At 65.2% G+C, this 14,508-nt stretch carries 15 protein-coding genes and 1 tRNA gene; 3 read left to right on the top strand and 13 right to left on the bottom strand.

What is annotated here, in order from left to right; all coding sequences use genetic code 11:
• Positions 1-110: 110 nt before the first annotated feature.
• From QRQ56_RS14565 to QRQ56_RS14555, 3 genes are read right to left on the bottom strand one after another with little or no spacing between them, the layout of a single operon-like run.
• The gene (locus tag QRQ56_RS14565; protein WP_438740936.1) at positions 111-995 is read right to left on the bottom strand and encodes a bifunctional methylenetetrahydrofolate dehydrogenase/methenyltetrahydrofolate cyclohydrolase; all 885 of its coding nucleotides are present in this window, start codon (positions 993-995) and stop codon (positions 111-113) included.
• 9 nt (positions 996-1,004) lie between these two features.
• Positions 1,005-1,379: a DUF167 domain-containing protein gene (locus QRQ56_RS14560; protein ID WP_438740934.1), complete on the bottom strand. Its 375-nt coding sequence runs from the start codon at positions 1,377-1,379 to the stop codon at positions 1,005-1,007.
• Positions 1,380-1,394: 15 nt separating this feature from the next.
• Positions 1,395-1,685: a YggT family protein gene (locus QRQ56_RS14555; RefSeq protein WP_007598721.1), complete on the bottom strand. Its 291-nt coding sequence runs from the start codon at positions 1,683-1,685 to the stop codon at positions 1,395-1,397.
• Between the two features lie 219 nt (positions 1,686-1,904).
• Here QRQ56_RS14555 and QRQ56_RS14550 point away from each other — a divergent pair.
• Positions 1,905-1,980: transfer RNA gene (locus QRQ56_RS14550), tRNA-Ala, on the top strand.
• 102 nt (positions 1,981-2,082) lie between these two features.
• Here QRQ56_RS14550 and QRQ56_RS14545 read toward each other — a convergent pair.
• The 7 genes from QRQ56_RS14545 to QRQ56_RS14515 form a co-directional block, all read right to left on the bottom strand.
• Positions 2,083-2,895, bottom strand: a complete 813-nt coding sequence (locus tag QRQ56_RS14545) for an enoyl-CoA hydratase (protein WP_438740933.1) — start codon at positions 2,893-2,895, stop codon at positions 2,083-2,085.
• Between the two features lie 152 nt (positions 2,896-3,047).
• On the bottom strand, positions 3,048-3,842 hold the full coding sequence (locus tag QRQ56_RS14540) for a glutamine amidotransferase (RefSeq protein WP_438740932.1): 795 nt from the start codon (positions 3,840-3,842) through the stop codon (positions 3,048-3,050).
• A gap of 123 nt (positions 3,843-3,965) precedes the next feature.
• The gene (locus QRQ56_RS14535; protein WP_438740930.1) at positions 3,966-4,745 is read right to left on the bottom strand and encodes an SDR family NAD(P)-dependent oxidoreductase; all 780 of its coding nucleotides are present in this window, start codon (positions 4,743-4,745) and stop codon (positions 3,966-3,968) included.
• A 227-nt stretch (positions 4,746-4,972) separates the two neighbouring features.
• Entirely contained in the window at positions 4,973-5,461 is a 489-nt protein-coding gene (locus QRQ56_RS14530; protein ID WP_438740928.1) for a TerB family tellurite resistance protein, read from the bottom strand.
• Positions 5,462-5,753: 292 nt separating this feature from the next.
• Positions 5,754-7,163, bottom strand: a complete 1,410-nt coding sequence (locus QRQ56_RS14525) for an adenylate/guanylate cyclase domain-containing protein (protein WP_438740926.1) — start codon at positions 7,161-7,163, stop codon at positions 5,754-5,756.
• Between the two features lie 50 nt (positions 7,164-7,213).
• Positions 7,214-8,584 carry a cytochrome P450 gene (locus QRQ56_RS14520; RefSeq protein ID WP_438740924.1) on the bottom strand — a complete coding sequence of 457 codons (1,371 nt, stop codon included), beginning with the start codon at positions 8,582-8,584 and terminating at the stop codon, positions 7,214-7,216.
• 35 nt (positions 8,585-8,619) lie between these two features.
• Positions 8,620-9,990 carry a hydrolase gene (locus QRQ56_RS14515; protein WP_438740923.1) on the bottom strand — a complete coding sequence of 457 codons (1,371 nt, stop codon included), beginning with the start codon at positions 9,988-9,990 and terminating at the stop codon, positions 8,620-8,622.
• A gap of 149 nt (positions 9,991-10,139) precedes the next feature.
• Here QRQ56_RS14515 and QRQ56_RS14510 point away from each other — a divergent pair, with 149 nt between their 5' ends.
• On the top strand, positions 10,140-11,828 hold the full coding sequence (locus QRQ56_RS14510; protein ID WP_438740921.1) for an MFS transporter: 1,689 nt from the start codon (positions 10,140-10,142) through the stop codon (positions 11,826-11,828).
• A 103-nt stretch (positions 11,829-11,931) separates the two neighbouring features.
• Here QRQ56_RS14510 and QRQ56_RS14505 read toward each other — a convergent pair whose 3' ends face one another.
• Both QRQ56_RS14505 and QRQ56_RS14500 read right to left on the bottom strand, forming a co-directional pair.
• Positions 11,932-12,147: a hypothetical protein gene (locus tag QRQ56_RS14505; protein ID WP_438740919.1), complete on the bottom strand. Its 216-nt coding sequence runs from the start codon at positions 12,145-12,147 to the stop codon at positions 11,932-11,934.
• 168 nt (positions 12,148-12,315) lie between these two features.
• The gene (locus tag QRQ56_RS14500) at positions 12,316-12,624 is read right to left on the bottom strand and encodes a hypothetical protein (protein WP_438740916.1); all 309 of its coding nucleotides are present in this window, start codon (positions 12,622-12,624) and stop codon (positions 12,316-12,318) included.
• 253 nt (positions 12,625-12,877) lie between these two features.
• On the opposite strand from QRQ56_RS14500, the gene QRQ56_RS14495 reads away from it, so the two are divergent.
• The gene (locus tag QRQ56_RS14495) at positions 12,878-13,939 is read left to right on the top strand and encodes a polysaccharide deacetylase family protein (protein ID WP_438740915.1); all 1,062 of its coding nucleotides are present in this window, start codon (positions 12,878-12,880) and stop codon (positions 13,937-13,939) included.
• A 74-nt stretch (positions 13,940-14,013) separates the two neighbouring features.
• Here the strand turns inward: QRQ56_RS14495 and QRQ56_RS14490 are convergent, their stop codons facing one another.
• Entirely contained in the window at positions 14,014-14,406 is a 393-nt protein-coding gene (locus QRQ56_RS14490; protein WP_438740914.1) for a hypothetical protein, read from the bottom strand.
• Positions 14,407-14,508 lie beyond the last annotated feature (102 nt).

Below are 14,508 nucleotides of genomic sequence, written 5' to 3'. Positions count from 1 at the left end.
AGCGTGAAACGATGCGCTGCTGAGCCGGGGCCCAGTACGGTGGCGCCATGGGTCCCGGCTCAGCGTCGCGTCATTTCATGCCGCGCCGCGTCCGGGACACGAGAGTTCAACTACACCGCCGGCTTCGGCAGTCCCGCGATCGCGCACGCTGCGCGCAGTGTATTCACCAGCAGGCACGCCACCGTCATCTGGCCGACGCCGCCGGGCACCGGCGTGATGGCCCCGGCCACGCCAAGCGCTTCCTGATAGGCGACATCTCCGACGAGGCGCGTCTTGCCGTCTTCCTTCGGAATCCGGTTGATCCCGATATCGATCACGGTCGCGCCCGGCTTCAGCCAATCGCCCCGCACCATCTCCGCCTTGCCGACCGCGGCATAGACAAGATCGGCCTGCTTCACGAGACCGGGCAGGTCGCGCGAGCGCGAATGCGCAATCGTCACGGTGGCGTTCTCGTTCAACAGCAATTGCACCAGAGGACGACCAACGAGGTTGGAGCGGCCGATGACGATGGCGTTCATGCCTTCGAGCGAGGCGTGCACGCTCTTGGTCAAAATGATCGAGCCGAGCGGCGTGCAGGGTGACAGTGCCTGGAATCCACCGGCGAGCCGGCCGGCATTGTTCGGATGCAGGCCGTCAACGTCTTTCGCGGGGTCGATGGCGTTGATGACGGCTTCCGTGTTCAGGCCCTTGGGCAGCGGCAGCTGCACCAAAATGCCATGCACCGCCGGATCGCCGTTGAGCTTGGCGACGAGCGCCAGCAGGTCGGCTTGCGAGACGTCGGCCGGCAGCCTGTGCTCGAACGACGCCATGCCGGCGGCCTGGGTCTGGGTGTGCTTGGAGCGGACATAGACCTCGCTGGCGGGGTCGTTGCCGACCAGCACGACAGCGAGACCCGGCACCAGATTGTGCTCGCGCTTGACCCGGGCGACCTCATCGGCGACGCGCGCGCGCAGCTCTGTGGCGATGACTTTCCCATCGATGATTTTGGCGGTCATGTCAGTTCCTCAGTCTGTCGATTTGGCGCCAGTCGATTTGGCGCCTGCCGATTTGGCTTGGACGAGCTGGCGCAGGGCCTCGCCAAGCCGCGCCGGATCGCCATCGACCGCGATCTGCTTCAGCCGCGAGGTGGCTCCGGACAGGAGCCTCACGCTGGCCTTGGGGACGCCGAGCGATTTCGCCAGCAGGACCAGAACGGCCTTGTTGGCCTCGCCGCCATCGGCGATCGCGCGCACCCGGACCTTGAGCACGCTGCGGCCATCGGCCAGTTGCTCGATCCCGTCGATGTCGTCACGGCCGCCGCGCGGCGTCACCCGCAGCGCGATGCTGATTCCTGCGGCCGAATAGCGCCAGGGTTCCCTCGAGGCGTCTTTGGCAACCAAGGCGCTCCAGCCTGCTCAGATCACGTTCGGGTAGATGTAGTACAGGATCACCCGCTCGATGAACATGATGAGCAGGATCAGGATGATCGGTGAGATGTCGAGGCCGCCGAGACTGGGCAGGAAATTGCGAATCGGTGCCAGCACCGGCTCTGTGATCCGGTACAGGAACTCCGCCACCGCCGACACGAACTGGTTGCGGGTGTTCACGACGTTGAAGGCGATCAGCCAGGACAGGATCGCCGAGGCGATCAGCAGCCAGACGTAGAGGTCGAGCACGATGATGACGATGTCGAGAACGGCACGCATGATTTTTCAGGACTCTGGCTTTTGAAGACTCGGGCCTTTGAAAACGCCGGCTGCGGTCGGAAGTGACCCCTTTTGCTAGATATCGGTTCCCCCCCGCCCAAACAAGGGAAGTCGGTGCCGGAATGGCTAAAACCCCGTTACACCCGTCCTTGACTTGACCTTGCCGGGGACTTAAATGGCGCCCGGTTGTCGGCCGCGTTTACCAGAGCGGCCAGCAAAGGGGCCATAGCTCAGCTGGGAGAGCGCGTCGTTCGCAATGACGAGGTCGGCGGTTCGATCCCGCCTGGCTCCACCAGCCTTCGCAGGCTGCGCCTGCTTCGGCTCGGCAAGCCGGTTCGTAGCGAAGGCTGCCGCGGCGTAGCCCGCAGGGCGAAGCCGGGCTCACTCCGTATCCCCCCTACTTCCCCGTAAACCTTGGCGGCCGCTTCTCCATGAAGCTCGCCACGCCCTCCCGGAAATCGCTGCCGGCCAGCGCCACCATCATCTCCTGATTCGCCTCGATCGTCGCTTCAGCGAGGGTCTGGAACGGCACTTCGTAGAGCTGGCGCTTGATCACGGCCATCGCGCTCGGCGAGACGAACTCGGCGAGATCGCGGGCGTAGGCATAGGTCTCCTCACGCAGCTTCTCCGGCGAGCAGAGCCGGTTGACGAGCCCGATTCGCAACGCCTCCTCGCTCGAAACGCGGCGGGCCGAGAGCAGCAGATCCATCGCATTGGCGTGGCCGACGATGCGCGGCAGCATCCAGGAAATACCGTGCTCGGCGATCAGCCCGCGGCGCGCGAAAGCCGTCGTGAACACCGTGTTGTCGGCGGCAAAGCGCAGGTCGCAATACAGCGCGTGGACGAGGCCGATGCCGGCGGTCGCGCCGTTGAGCATGGCGATGACCGGCTTCTTGATCGACGGATAGAAGCCGTAGCGCGTCTGCCAGTCCGGTCGCCGGTTCATGTCGAACGGCGGCAGGCTGGTTGCGCGCCTGACGTCGTCGGGATCGAGCCCCTTCAGCGCATCCATGTCGGCACCGGCGCAGAAGGCGCGGCCGGCGCCGGTGAGCACGATGACGCGGACATTGTCGTCGGCGCTCGATGCCTCCATGGCGTGGCGCACGTCGCGCTCCATGATCGGCGTCCACGCGTTCATGCGATCGGGCCGGTTGAGCGTGATGGTCGCGACCTTGTCGCTCACCTCGTAGAGAATGTGGTCATAGGTCATGGCGCTCTCCCTTTGTCTGCCGGCGCGTTCGCGCGCGCTCGTTGGCTGCGAGCCTAGCATATCCGGGGATGAGGCAAGGTCTTGCGCCAAGGACCGATGTGAAAGGACCTATGGGCAAGAGCTATGTGAAAGGAGCTGCGTGAAGGCGCGGCTTACTCGGCGGCTTGCGCCAGCACCGGCCGGCGCGCCAGCCAGCCGTCGATGAAATGATCGAGCCAGGCGCGCTCCGCGACATCGTACACGGCCCGATCCGCAAAGTGATGGTGCCGCTGCCGCGCGCCGGGCGCGCTGAAGCCGTCATAGCCGCGCGTGGTCCAGCGATGCATCATCGCGTAGGTCACGTCAGGATGAAACTGCACGCCGAAGGCATTGCCGGCGCGGAACGCCTGCACCGGAAAATCATCGCCCTCCGCCAGCAACTGGGTGCCGACAGGCAACTCGAAGCCTTCGCGATGCCAATGATAGACCTGCGCCGGCCAGGCCGGGCAGAGCGCGTGACCCGCGGCGGTCGGGCGGATTGGATAGTAGCCGATCTGGGTCAGCGCCTCCGCATGCGGCGCGACACGGGCGCCGAGCTGCATCGCAAGCATTTGCGCCCCCAGGCAGATGCCGAGGAACGGGCGCTGTTCGCGGAGCGGAATTTCGAGCCAGTCGATCTCACGGCGGACGTAGTCGTCGGGATCGTTGGCGCTCATCGGGCCGCCGAACACCACGGCGCCGGCATGCTCGTCGAGCGTCTCGGGCAGCGGATCGCCGAAGCGGGGACGGCGTATGTCGAGGCGATGGCCGAGTGCGCGCAGCGCGTTGCCGACACGGCCGGGGGTCGAGGATTCCTGATGCAGCACGATCAGGACCGGCAACCGGGTTTCGGAGGCGGCAGTGCGCGGCGCCCTCTTTCGGAAGGGTACCAATTCTGCGCCACCAAACCTGTCCGTCCGGAACGACATGGCCTCTGCGAGTGCTATCGGTTCAGGCCGCCAGCATAGCTAAGCGGTGGTTAACATCATGTGAGTTCGCGCACACATCAAAACCAAAGCAAGCTCCGGGCCATTACGGGAGCTCGGGGATTTCTAATGCCTGCGCCTCTGGAACCGGCTGGTGGCGGCCAGGATGAAGCCGCGCGGGAAAAAGCGCAGCGCAAACGGCACGATCTTGATGCCGAGACCGGGCAGCACTGCCCGTTTGTTGGCCATCAGGCCGCGATAGGCCTCCTGCGCGACATCGGCGGCCGACACATTGAGAAGCGACGTATCGTGTTGCGCCCCGACGCCGGCGCGCGCCTGGAATTCGGTGGGAACGGGGCCCGGGCAAAGCACCGTGACGCGAACACCGCGCGGCGCAAGCTCCGCCCGCAGCGCCTCGGTGAAGGAGATCACATAGGCCTTGGAGGCGTAGTAAACGGCCATGCCGGGACCGGGCAGGAAGCCCGCAACCGAACCCACGTTGAGAAGACCGCCCTTGTTCCTGATCAACTGATCGGCAAACCGCAGCGACAGGTCCGTCAGAGCCCGCACGTTGACGTCGACGATCCCGACCTGCTCGCCGCGATCGCGCTCGATGGCATCGCCGAAGACGCCGAAGCCGGCATTGTTGACGAGATGATCGAGCTCGACGCCTTCGGCGGCGAGCGCTGCTGCGATCGTCTCGCCGGCTGCGGGGTCCTCGAGATCACAGGCGATCACGATCGGCGTCTTGCCGCCCCTGGCGGCGAGTTCGCTCGCGAGCGCCTCCAATCGATCCGCGCGCCGCGCCGTCAATGCGAGGCGATGTCCGTTGGCGGCAAACACGCGCGCCAGCTCCACACCTATGCCCGCCGAAGCACCGGTGATCAACGTTACCCGCTCAGTCACGATGGAAGTCTCTTGAATTGAAGTTTTTCGCCCGGCAATGGCCGGACGAGAGCATAAGCCGTGCGCGGCAGGCAAGCGGCGCTGGCGGCATGGCCACTTGTGCGGGCGACAGGGGACGCAGGAAGGGCAGGTATTTGCAGGCGAATCCGCAAAAGCGCGGGTGGGCCGGGTTACATTAAAATTTCGTCATGTGGCTGGCCTGACAGGCGATCCGCCGGCGGGACAGATCAGCCGCCGACGGCGCCGTCCTTCACCTGACCGCCGACGCGCTCGGCCACCGCGTGCTTCAGCTCGATCCGGTCGCGCTGGGAAATCCCGAGCAGGTCGGAGGCGCGCCAGACGACATTGTCCTCGAATTCGGTGACCTGGCCGTCGGCATAGACCAGCTCCCACATCATCCGCACGATACGCTTGCGCCCCTCTTCGTCGAGCGAGCGCATGATGACGCTGGTGAAGTGATAGAGGTCCACCGCCTCGCCCTCGACCTGGGTGGCGTCCGCGATCAGACGATCCGCCGTGCCGTGATCGAGCCCGAAATGGCTCTCGATCAGGCTGTGCAGCTTGCGCTGCTCGGCCGCCGTCGGCTGACCGTCCAGAGAGACTACGTGGACCAGCAGAGCCGTGGCCGCCAGCCGGTAGTCGCTGTCACCGAACGTGCGCTCCTGGTCGTGGGGGGAGACGATATCGGCGATGAATTGGCGCAGGCCGTCGAGCATATTGTCCTACCGAAATCGATGCAGCCGCGAGGACGCGGCCGTTACCAGCATTATATGAGCAGGAAACCCAACCGGCGCAACGTGCGTCAGTTCCGCGCGCCGGATTACGTTTCGGCAATATGGGTGCTGGGAATCGGGCCGGGAGCGATGCCAAGCCCTCAGATGTCGTCCCTGCGAAAGCAGGGACCCATAACCACAGGCCGAAGTGTGGCGACGACTTGAGCAACCAGCATCCTGCCCATTCCAGAAATCACGCGGCATGGGTCCCTGCTTTCGCAGGGACGACATCGACTCACGGGATCTCGTACACCACGATCTTGTCGGCGATGCCGCGCAGGGCGGCCTGCTTCTGGATCGGCTTGATCTCGCGCTGCTGGAGTATTTCCGCGACCGCCGGCGCTTCCAGCACCGGGCCGGTGATGTGAATTTCCTGCGCGGTCGACAGGCTCTGCACGCGGGCGGCAATGTTGACGGTCTGGCCGAAATAATCCTGTCGCTCGTTGAGCATCACCGCCAGGCACGGGCCCTCGTGAATGCCGATCTTGAGAATGAGATCGTTGGCGCCGCGCTGTTGGTTCAATTCGTCCATCGCCGCCCGCATGCGCAGTCCCGCGGCGATGGCGTGCTCGGGCCTGACGAAGGTCGCCATCACGGCATCGCCGATGGTCTTTACGACGGCGCCCTTCTCGGCGGCGATGATTTCCAGCAGCGCACGAAAATGCGCCCGCACGAGATCGAAGGCGCTGAGATCGCCGACCCGCTCATACAGCGCGGTCGAGCCCTTCAGGTCGGTGAACAGGAACGTCAGGGACGTGATCTTCAATCGCTGGTCGACATTGAGATTGTCGGCCTTGAAGACGTCGCGGAACGTCTGGTTGGACAACATCCGTTTGGCGGTCAGGATCGGCTTGCGCTTGCCGATCATCTCGTGCAGCGCACCCGCGGCAATCCAAACCGAGGGCAACACGCGGTTGCCCGACTGGTTCTCGAGCGTGAGACGCAGCGGTCCGGGGCGCATGACGGTCGTGCCCGTCGGCGCCTCCAGCCTGTTGAACATGATCGAAAGCTGCTGGCGCTCGCTGGTGGGCTCGCCCTGGACATCGACGAAATGGGCGGAATGGGTGACTGGCTCGAAGATGATGATGAACTGGCTCGGCAGGTTCAGCGAGAGGATCGCCTTTTCGCCGGCAGGCAATTCGAGCGCTTCGAGTGTCACTTCGTTGATCAGGCGTGAAAACGACTCCTCGTTGATGTCGACGCCGGAGCTCCAGAACATCTGCCGAACATATTCCCAGATCGGCAAGCTGTCCGGATCGTGCGCACCGATCCGGCGGACCCGCGGACTGACGGTGAAGGCCACCTCGACCATCTCGTCGACGGACGCTTCATATCCGGCGGCGCAGAGCGCGCAATTGTAGTCTTCATGCTTCAACGACTTCAGCGTGGCGTGCGCACCCAGCACGCCGCCGCAGCCGGGACACAGCACGTTCCAGCTCATGTCGAACAGGCCGAGCCGCGAGGCGTGCAGGAATCCGGAAATGACCTTCTCCTGGTCGAGCCCGGTGCGACCAGCAAAATCCAGCGCGTTGATGCGGTTGAGGTCGCGATCGTGACCGTTGGCGATCAGCTGCGCGATGGCCTCCACGACGTCGGGATCGGCGGTCTGCTTCAGAACGGAGAACTGGGCCTGGATGTCGCTCATGGCGGGACTCTATCTCGGATGCATCACGCCGCCGGCCAGGCAATGGCCTGTCACCGGCGCGTGATGCGGAACATGGGTGAGTGGTCCGGCTGGGTCGTGACGACGCCGAGCGGGATCACGGGAGTAGCCTGATCGGCGAGCTCGACGCGGAACGCGCCGATCAGCCGCGCCAAGGCCAGCACGGATTCGGCCTGCGCGAACGGCGCGCCGATGCAGACGCGCGGACCTGCGCCGAACGGCAAATAGGCGAAGCGATCGGGCGCTTCCTTGGACATGAAGCGCTTTGGAATGAACGCGTTCGGCTGATCCCACAGCTTCTCGTGCCGATGCAGCAGCCAGGGCGCGATCATGATGATGTCGCCCTTGCCGATCGCGACGCCGGCCGCGTTGTCCTTCTCGCGTGCGGCGCGCGCGACCAGGAATGCCGGCGGATAGAGCCGCATCGTCTCCTCGATGACCGCGCGGGTGAACTTCTGCCGGTCGATGTCGGCGATGCTGTCGAGATGCTCGCCGCGCGCTTCGGAGGCGACCTCCTCCTGCGTCTCCGGATCGAGCGCGAGCAGATAGAGCGCCCAGAACAACGCCGTCGCCGTGGTCTCGTGACCGGCGAGGATCATGGTCGCGACCTCGTCGACGAGCTGCTCGTCGGAAAAGCCCTTGCCGGTTTCGGGATCGCGCGCCGCGTCCATGAGATCGAACAGGTCGCGCGGCGGCGCACCGTCCTTCTTGCCGGCGGCGCGCCGCTCGGCGATCAGCATCGCGACGAATTCGGTCCAGCGCTTGCGGAAACGGGCGCGGGCGAAATCCATCGGGCTCGGCCACGACACCGGCAGCAGCATGTCGAGGAAATACGGCCGCCCCAGCCGTGCGGCATATTCCATGATGAAGTTGCGCAAGGTCGCGCCGTGGCGGTCCATGCCGAACGAGAACATCGTGCGCCCGGCGATCTCCAGCGTCATGCGCTGCATGATCTCGCGCAGGTCGACCTCCTCGCCCGAGCGCGCATCCAGCTTTGCGATGGTCTCGTCGAGCACCGCCGTCATGTGCGGGACGAGGTTTGCGGTGGCGCGCGGCGTGAATGCCGGCGCGAGCGTGCGGCGCTGGAACGTCCAGGAATGACCTTCCGCGATCAGAAGGCCGTCGCCCAGCACGGGGCGCAGCATGCGGATCCCTGCCGGCGTGCGCGTGTAGTTCTCGTAATTGGTCAGCAGGACGTGCCTGATTGCGTCCGGCTGGTTCAGGATGAAGCTGTCGTGGAGGAAGAAGCGGCCCTTGATGACGTCTTCCTCATAGGCGCGCTGCCCCCAGGTCGCGATCATGTTGTGCCGGATCACGGCGAGCCGGCCGAAGAACGACATGTCGTCGGGCGCACGCGGGGGAGCCGGAGGGACGATGGGCCGACGCACGCTGGCGATGTTCATGGCTCTCTCCCGCAAGATGTGACGCAGGCAAACAGCTAGTAAGTCAGCTCGGCGATCGCAATCCTGTTCTCGGCGGCAGGCCAGGCCCGTGCCACAATCCGTTCTTCACCGAACTGGGCCACGATGTTACGCCCAACCTCGCTGATTGGAAGCCGCAAGGTCGCTGCCGAATCCGTAGGCACGCCCGGCTTGACGTCGGCCGGCTCCTTGCCATCGAACAGAACGACATCCCGCGGCAGGCCAAAATAGCCGCGCGGACGCGACATGATCACGACCGCGCCGGCGTCCTTGTCGGCGGCCGCGAGCGGGCGCGCGGCGCGCAGATGCACGACGTCGGAGGAGCGCGGGAAGGGCGAGCGATAGATATGCGTCGTCGGCGCATCCGGCGACGTCAGGACGAATTCGAGCGCCCAGGACGGCTCGACCTGCGCCGGTCCCCAGCGGCCGTCGGCGCCGGTCTGTGCACTGTAGACTGCTCCGTCCTTGCGCTCACCGGTATCAGGATCGACGCGGAAGATATCGACGGTTGCACCCGCCACCGGGCGATTGGTGGAGACGCCGCCGGGCGTGCCTGTGACCAGGCCGCTCAGCTTGATGCTTGCCTCCGGCACAATGGCGATGCGCGCGGGCTCGCGTCCGGCGATGAACTTGTAGATTTCGCGGAAGGCGCGCGGGTGGAACGCCACCTCGCGATGGTCGAGCGCGCCGAGCACGAGGTTGGTGGCGCCCTTCAGCTCCGGCCCCTCATTGGTGACGCCGGTCGGCGTGCCGGGCTTGCCGATGAAGCGGCCGTCAGCCTGGGCGTATTTGTCCATGCCGTCGCTGCGCAGGGTGAGGAAGGCAACGCCCGGCGTCACCTCGCTCTCGCCTTCGTTGAGACCACGCAGGAACGTGCCGCGGCCGTTGAACTCGTTGTTGGGCTGGTCGTCGGTCGCGAACACGCCGTGATTGGGCGTGCCGCACAGCACGGCGTGGCTGACGTCGCCGGCGCCACCATTCTTGATGACGTTGCGGATCGCATAGCCGCCGCGCGAACTGCCGACCAAAGCCACGCGTGCCGCACCGGTGCGGCGCTTCAATTCGGCGATGGCAGCCGTGAGCTCGCGGCGCTGGTCCTCGGTCGAGGAGCGGTTCGCCTGCTCGACCTTGTCATCGCTGCGCGCATTGGGGTCTGTGAAATTGATCGCCATCATGCGATCGCGGGCGATGCCGTTGGATTCCATCCGCCACAGCGTCGTCATCCAGAGCGCGTCGTAGTCGCCATTGCCGTGAACGAAAAGAACCGGCGGCACCTCATTGCCCGGCGCGGCAGAAGCAGTCTGGGCGAATGCCGCCGTCCGCAAGCTCGCAGTTGCGAAGGGTAAGCTGCCAGCCCCCAGCAAGATCATCCGTCGCGACAACTTCATCTGTTCCTCCCCGGCAAACCGCCTCTTTGCACCGCTTATAGCGGCCTAACCACTGGACAGCGAAGGACTTTCGCAGGCATCACTGAACTTGCCGGAATCGCCCGAAGCCCACCTCAAGCCCACTTCTGCCAGCCCAAATGGAAGGGGATATGACCGAGCAGCCGAACCGTCAGAAATTCGCCGGCGACGGCATCACCGCGCCGCTGCGGTACACCGTGTTCCGGCGCATCTGGCTCGCCAGCCTGCTCTCCAATCTCGGCCTGCTGATCCAGGGCGTGGGCGCGGCCTGGGCAATGACGCAGATGGCGGCCTCGGCCGACAAGGTGGCGCTGGTGCAGACCGCCTTGATGCTGCCGATCATGCTGATCTCGATGCCGGCCGGCGCCATCGCCGACATGTATGACCGCCGTATCGTCACGCTGGTCTCCCTGATGATCGCGCTGACCGGCGCAACGGCGCTGACCGTGCTGGCCGGGCTCGATCTCATCACCCCGGAATTGCTGCTGGCCTTCTGCTTCGTGGTCGGCAGCGGCAACGCGCTGTTCGGTCCGGCGTGGCAGGCCTCGGTCAGCGAGCAGGTGCCGCCCGATTCGCTGCCGTCGGCCGTCGCACTCAACGGCATCAGCTACAACATCGCGCGCAGCTTCGGTCCCGCGGTCGGCGGCGTCATCGTCGCGGCACTCGGCGCGGTGGCCGCCTTTGCCTGCAATGCGATCCTTTATCTGCCGTTGCTGGTCGTGCTGCTGTTGTGGCGGCGCAATACCGAGCCTTCCCGCCTGCCGCGGGAAAAGCTCAACCGCGCCATGGTCTCGGGCTTCCGCTACATCACCAATTCGCCGCCGATCAAGATCGTGCTGTTGCGCACGCTGGTGATGGGCCTGATCGGCGGCGCCATCATGGCACTGATGCCGCTGGTCGCGCGCGACTTGCTGCATGGCGGCGCGCAGACTTACGGCATCATGCTCGGTGCGTTCGGCATGGGCGCCGTCGTCGGCGCGCTCAACATCCACGAACTGCGCAAGCGCATGAGCGGCGAGGCCGCGATCCGCGCCTGCACCCTCTCGATGGCGTTCGCGATGGCCGCTCTCGCCCTCAGCACGGAGCCGGTCCTGACGGCAGCGGCGCTGGTGCTGGCCGGTGCGGTCTGGATGGCCGCGGTGGCGCTGTTCAATATCGGCGTGCAGCTCTCGGCGCCGCGCTGGGTCGCCGGCCGTTCGCTCGCGGCGTTCCAGGCTTCGATATCAGGCGGCATCGCCATCGGCGCCTGGGGCTGGGGCCATCTCACCGACTATGCCGGCGTCGAGGTCGCGCTGCTCACTGCGTCTGGCCTGATGCTGATCTCGCCGCTGCTCGGATTCTGGCTCACCATGCCGCGCGTCGGCGCCCGCAACGAAGATGCCGACGTGCTGGCCGATCCCGAGGTGAGGCTGTCGCTGACGGGCCGCAGCGGCCCGCTGGTGGTCGAGATCGAATACCGCGTCGCGCAGGAGAACGCGCGCGCCTTCCACAACGTCATGCAGGACGTGCAGCTCTCCCGGCAGCGCAACGGCGCCTATGGCTGGTCGATCGCCCGCGACATCGCCGATCCGGAATTGTGGACCGAGCGCTATCACTGCCCGACCTGGTTCGACTATTTGCGTCAGCGCAATCGCTCGACCCAGTCGGAGCGCGCGCTGCATCAGCAGGCGATCGCTTTCCACATCGGCCCCGAGCCGGTGCGGATCCGCCGCATGCTGGAGCGCCCGTTCGGCTCGGTGCGCTGGAAGGACGATACGCCGGATCGTGCGAGTGCCGAGGTGTTGCCGGTGGTCGCGACCGCGGCGGGAAGCAGCACGTAGGTCGCTGCGTAGCCCGGATGGAGCGAAGCGCAATCTGGGGCGGCTTTTCTGCATGAAGCACTTTCCCGGATTTCGCTTCGCTCCATCCGGGCTACGAGAATCACTACTGCCCGTGATCCTTGAGCACCTTGTCGCAGCCCTTGCTGATCCGCGTGCGGTTCTCTTTCAGACAGGCGAGCACGGCGCCATCACCATTGTTCATCACGGCGCGGCAGAAGCGCGTGACGTCGCGTGCGCAGGCATCATGGCCAGGCTGCTGTTGCGCTGACGCTGCGGACGCGCACAGGAGCAAAGAAACAACGAAAAGAAATCTGGTCATCGCGTAATGCCTCATACCCGGAAAGATGTGCGGGGAAGCTAGTGCGACGATCCCGGGGCTGCAACGGCTTTATTGCGAGCCGCAGGCCTGCCGCCGCGTGGCCCTGGCACAAGGCCGGGGCACATCGCGAGGGGAGCTAAACCGACGCAACGATGTCGTTGCGCGCCGTTACTGGCTGTCCTGGGCGTCAGCGACCTTGCGCGAGGCGCCCTTGGCGAGATCCTTGTCCATCACCGCGCGGCAGCCGGCGCTCAGGTCGGAGCGATGCTTCATCATGCACGCCGTGATCTTCGGGATGTTGGGGATTTCCGACGAGCACAGGCGGAAGGCATCGCCGGTGCACATCTGCTGCGCCTCGGCCGAGAAGGCGAAGCTGGAGGTCGTCGAAACGATCGAGACGATGGCGGCAAAGCCCAGCGCCAAGCTGGTGTCGCGGATACTGGCAGAGAAGGACTTGGTCTCAGTGGACTTGGTCATTTGAAGCTCCCATTGGCGCCGCCGTAACGGCGCCCGTTGTTGATGGGAACTACGATGCTCCAGGAAAACAGTTTCCACTGTGACCACCATCACGTGCCGCACCCCGACTGTGACCTCGGTCACGTTCGTGCAGCTACCTGAAATTCCTCCGCAACCGCCGTCGTGTTGGTGTCACGTTAACTGTTACTTCGCATTAATGGCGCGTCGCGCGGGAAATTCCGCAGGTTTGGTTGCGTAATTGGAAAGAGTAGCGATGCGTAATGCGTTGGGCCTGATGCTGGCCAGTGTAGTTGCGGCGGTCGTGATCGCCGCCGGCGGTTGGTTTTATTATTCCTCGCGCGCCGATCAGGGCGCCCCCAAGACTGTTGCCGCACGTGCTGCCGATCAATTGCCGGCACAGGCGAAGCTCTCCGCCAGGGATGACGTCCAGACCACCGCGGCGATCGCGGACAAGCCTGCGGCGCTTGCCCAGGCCCCCGCGCCGACGCCCGCTCCCGTCATGCCGGTGCAGCCGAAGCAGGCTTGCGCCAATCCGAATGCACTCGGCGTCTCCCGCGTGGTCGAGATCGACACCACCGGCGGCCCCGGTTTCGGCTTCGATCATTTCAAGCAATTCGACTTCCTCACCGAGAAGGAGGTCGTGCTGACCTTCGACGACGGTCCCTGGCCCGTGAACACTCCGAACGTGCTGAAGGCACTCGCGGATGAATGCACCAAGGGCCTGTTCTTCTCGGTCGGCAAGCACGCCACCTATCACCCGGAAATCCTGCGCCAGGTGCTGGCCCAGGGCCACACGGTGGGCACGCACACCTGGTCGCATGTCAATCTGAACGGCAAGAAAATGACCGAGCAGATGGCCAAGGACGAGGTCGAGAAGGGCATCAGCGCCGTGAAGTTCGCGCTCGGTGCCAACCCCGCACCGTTCTTCCGCTTCCCGCAGCTCCAGCACAATCCGGGGATCGTGAGCTATTTCGGCACCCGCAACGTCGCGATGTTCTCGACCGATGTCGACTCCTTCGACTTCCGCAAGGGCGCGACGCCGGAGAAGATCATCGAGACGGTGATGACGCGGCTCGACAAGCTCGGCAAGGGCATCATCCTGATGCACGACTTCCAGAAGAACACCGGCATCGCCCTGCCGGCGCTGCTCGCGCGCCTCAAGGCCGGCGGCTACAAGGTCGTGCAGATGAAGGCCAAGACGACGCTGCAGTCGCTCCCGGAATACGACGAAGCGCTGATGAAGGACATGAAGGTGCCGACCGCAAGCACGAATACGCGTCCGATCTCGAGCGTCGTGCAGACGGTGTCGCAGTAAACACCTTCGATCCAATCCAGGACTCTTGTGAAATGGCCGGGCTTTCGCCCGGCCATTTGCTTGTGGCGAACGGCTTACCAATAGATGCCGTGGCGGTGCAGCTCACCGATGATACGGCGCTCGGTCCAGTGCTTGGACTTCGGCTTGTCGGCCCTTACCGTCTTTTTCGGAGCGGGCCTGGTTGTCGCGACCGGTGCCGGGGTGGTCACGGGCGCGCTCACCACCGGAGCGGCCGGAGTGGCTGGCGCGGAGAGCGACACGGCCGGCGGACGATCGGAATATTTCGGCGCCTCGGTGACCGGCGCAGCTTCGCTCGCCTGCGGCGCGGGGGTGGTCGCAGAGGTCTGCGTGGTCAGTGGAGCGGGAGCCTGGGCGCCCGCCGCGGACAGTGACAAGCTGCGGGAGCCGTCTGCCTGGGCCGAGGCGGAAGCCAGGACCATGGCGGCAACCAGAATGATCTTGCGCATGTGAAATCTCCCCGTGTTTGCGTGACCGGGATATTACGGGCAAGACGTCAGGGGTTAAGTGATTGGCCTCACATTGGCACGGCGCATTTTCGAACCGGCCGG

The sequence above is a fragment of the Bradyrhizobium sp. U531 genome (assembly GCF_051710265.1).
Taxonomy (GTDB): Bacteria; Pseudomonadota; Alphaproteobacteria; order Rhizobiales; family Xanthobacteraceae; genus Bradyrhizobium.
Note: the sequence above shows the minus strand (reverse complement) of the source record. Positions and strands in the feature narration are given on the sequence as shown.

Excerpts from the sequence above, each read along its gene's own strand:
- QRQ56_RS14540 (WP_438740932.1), bottom strand. The coding sequence starts at position 3,842 with ATGTCGTTCCGGACGGACAGGTTTGGTGGCGCAGAATTGGTACCCTTC.
- QRQ56_RS14490 (WP_438740914.1), bottom strand. The coding sequence starts at position 14,406 with ATGCGCAAGATCATTCTGGTTGCCGCCATGGTCCTGGCTTCCGCCTCG.
- QRQ56_RS14510 (WP_438740921.1), top strand. The coding sequence starts at position 10,140 with ATGACCGAGCAGCCGAACCGTCAGAAATTCGCCGGCGACGGCATCACC.
- QRQ56_RS14545 (WP_438740933.1), bottom strand. The coding sequence starts at position 2,895 with ATGACCTATGACCACATTCTCTACGAGGTGAGCGACAAGGTCGCGACC.
- QRQ56_RS14520 (WP_438740924.1), bottom strand. The coding sequence starts at position 8,584 with ATGAACATCGCCAGCGTGCGTCGGCCCATCGTCCCTCCGGCTCCCCCG.
- QRQ56_RS14495 (WP_438740915.1), top strand. The coding sequence starts at position 12,878 with ATGCGTAATGCGTTGGGCCTGATGCTGGCCAGTGTAGTTGCGGCGGTC.
- QRQ56_RS14530 (WP_438740928.1), bottom strand. The coding sequence starts at position 5,461 with ATGCTCGACGGCCTGCGCCAATTCATCGCCGATATCGTCTCCCCCCAC.
- QRQ56_RS14500 (WP_438740916.1), bottom strand. The coding sequence starts at position 12,624 with ATGACCAAGTCCACTGAGACCAAGTCCTTCTCTGCCAGTATCCGCGAC.
- QRQ56_RS14555 (WP_007598721.1), bottom strand. The coding sequence starts at position 1,685 with ATGCGTGCCGTTCTCGACATCGTCATCATCGTGCTCGACCTCTACGTC.
- QRQ56_RS14565 (WP_438740936.1), bottom strand. The coding sequence starts at position 995 with ATGACCGCCAAAATCATCGATGGGAAAGTCATCGCCACAGAGCTGCGC.
- QRQ56_RS14515 (WP_438740923.1), bottom strand. The coding sequence starts at position 9,990 with ATGAAGTTGTCGCGACGGATGATCTTGCTGGGGGCTGGCAGCTTACCC.
- QRQ56_RS14505 (WP_438740919.1), bottom strand. The coding sequence starts at position 12,147 with ATGACCAGATTTCTTTTCGTTGTTTCTTTGCTCCTGTGCGCGTCCGCA.
- QRQ56_RS14525 (WP_438740926.1), bottom strand. The coding sequence starts at position 7,163 with ATGAGCGACATCCAGGCCCAGTTCTCCGTTCTGAAGCAGACCGCCGAT.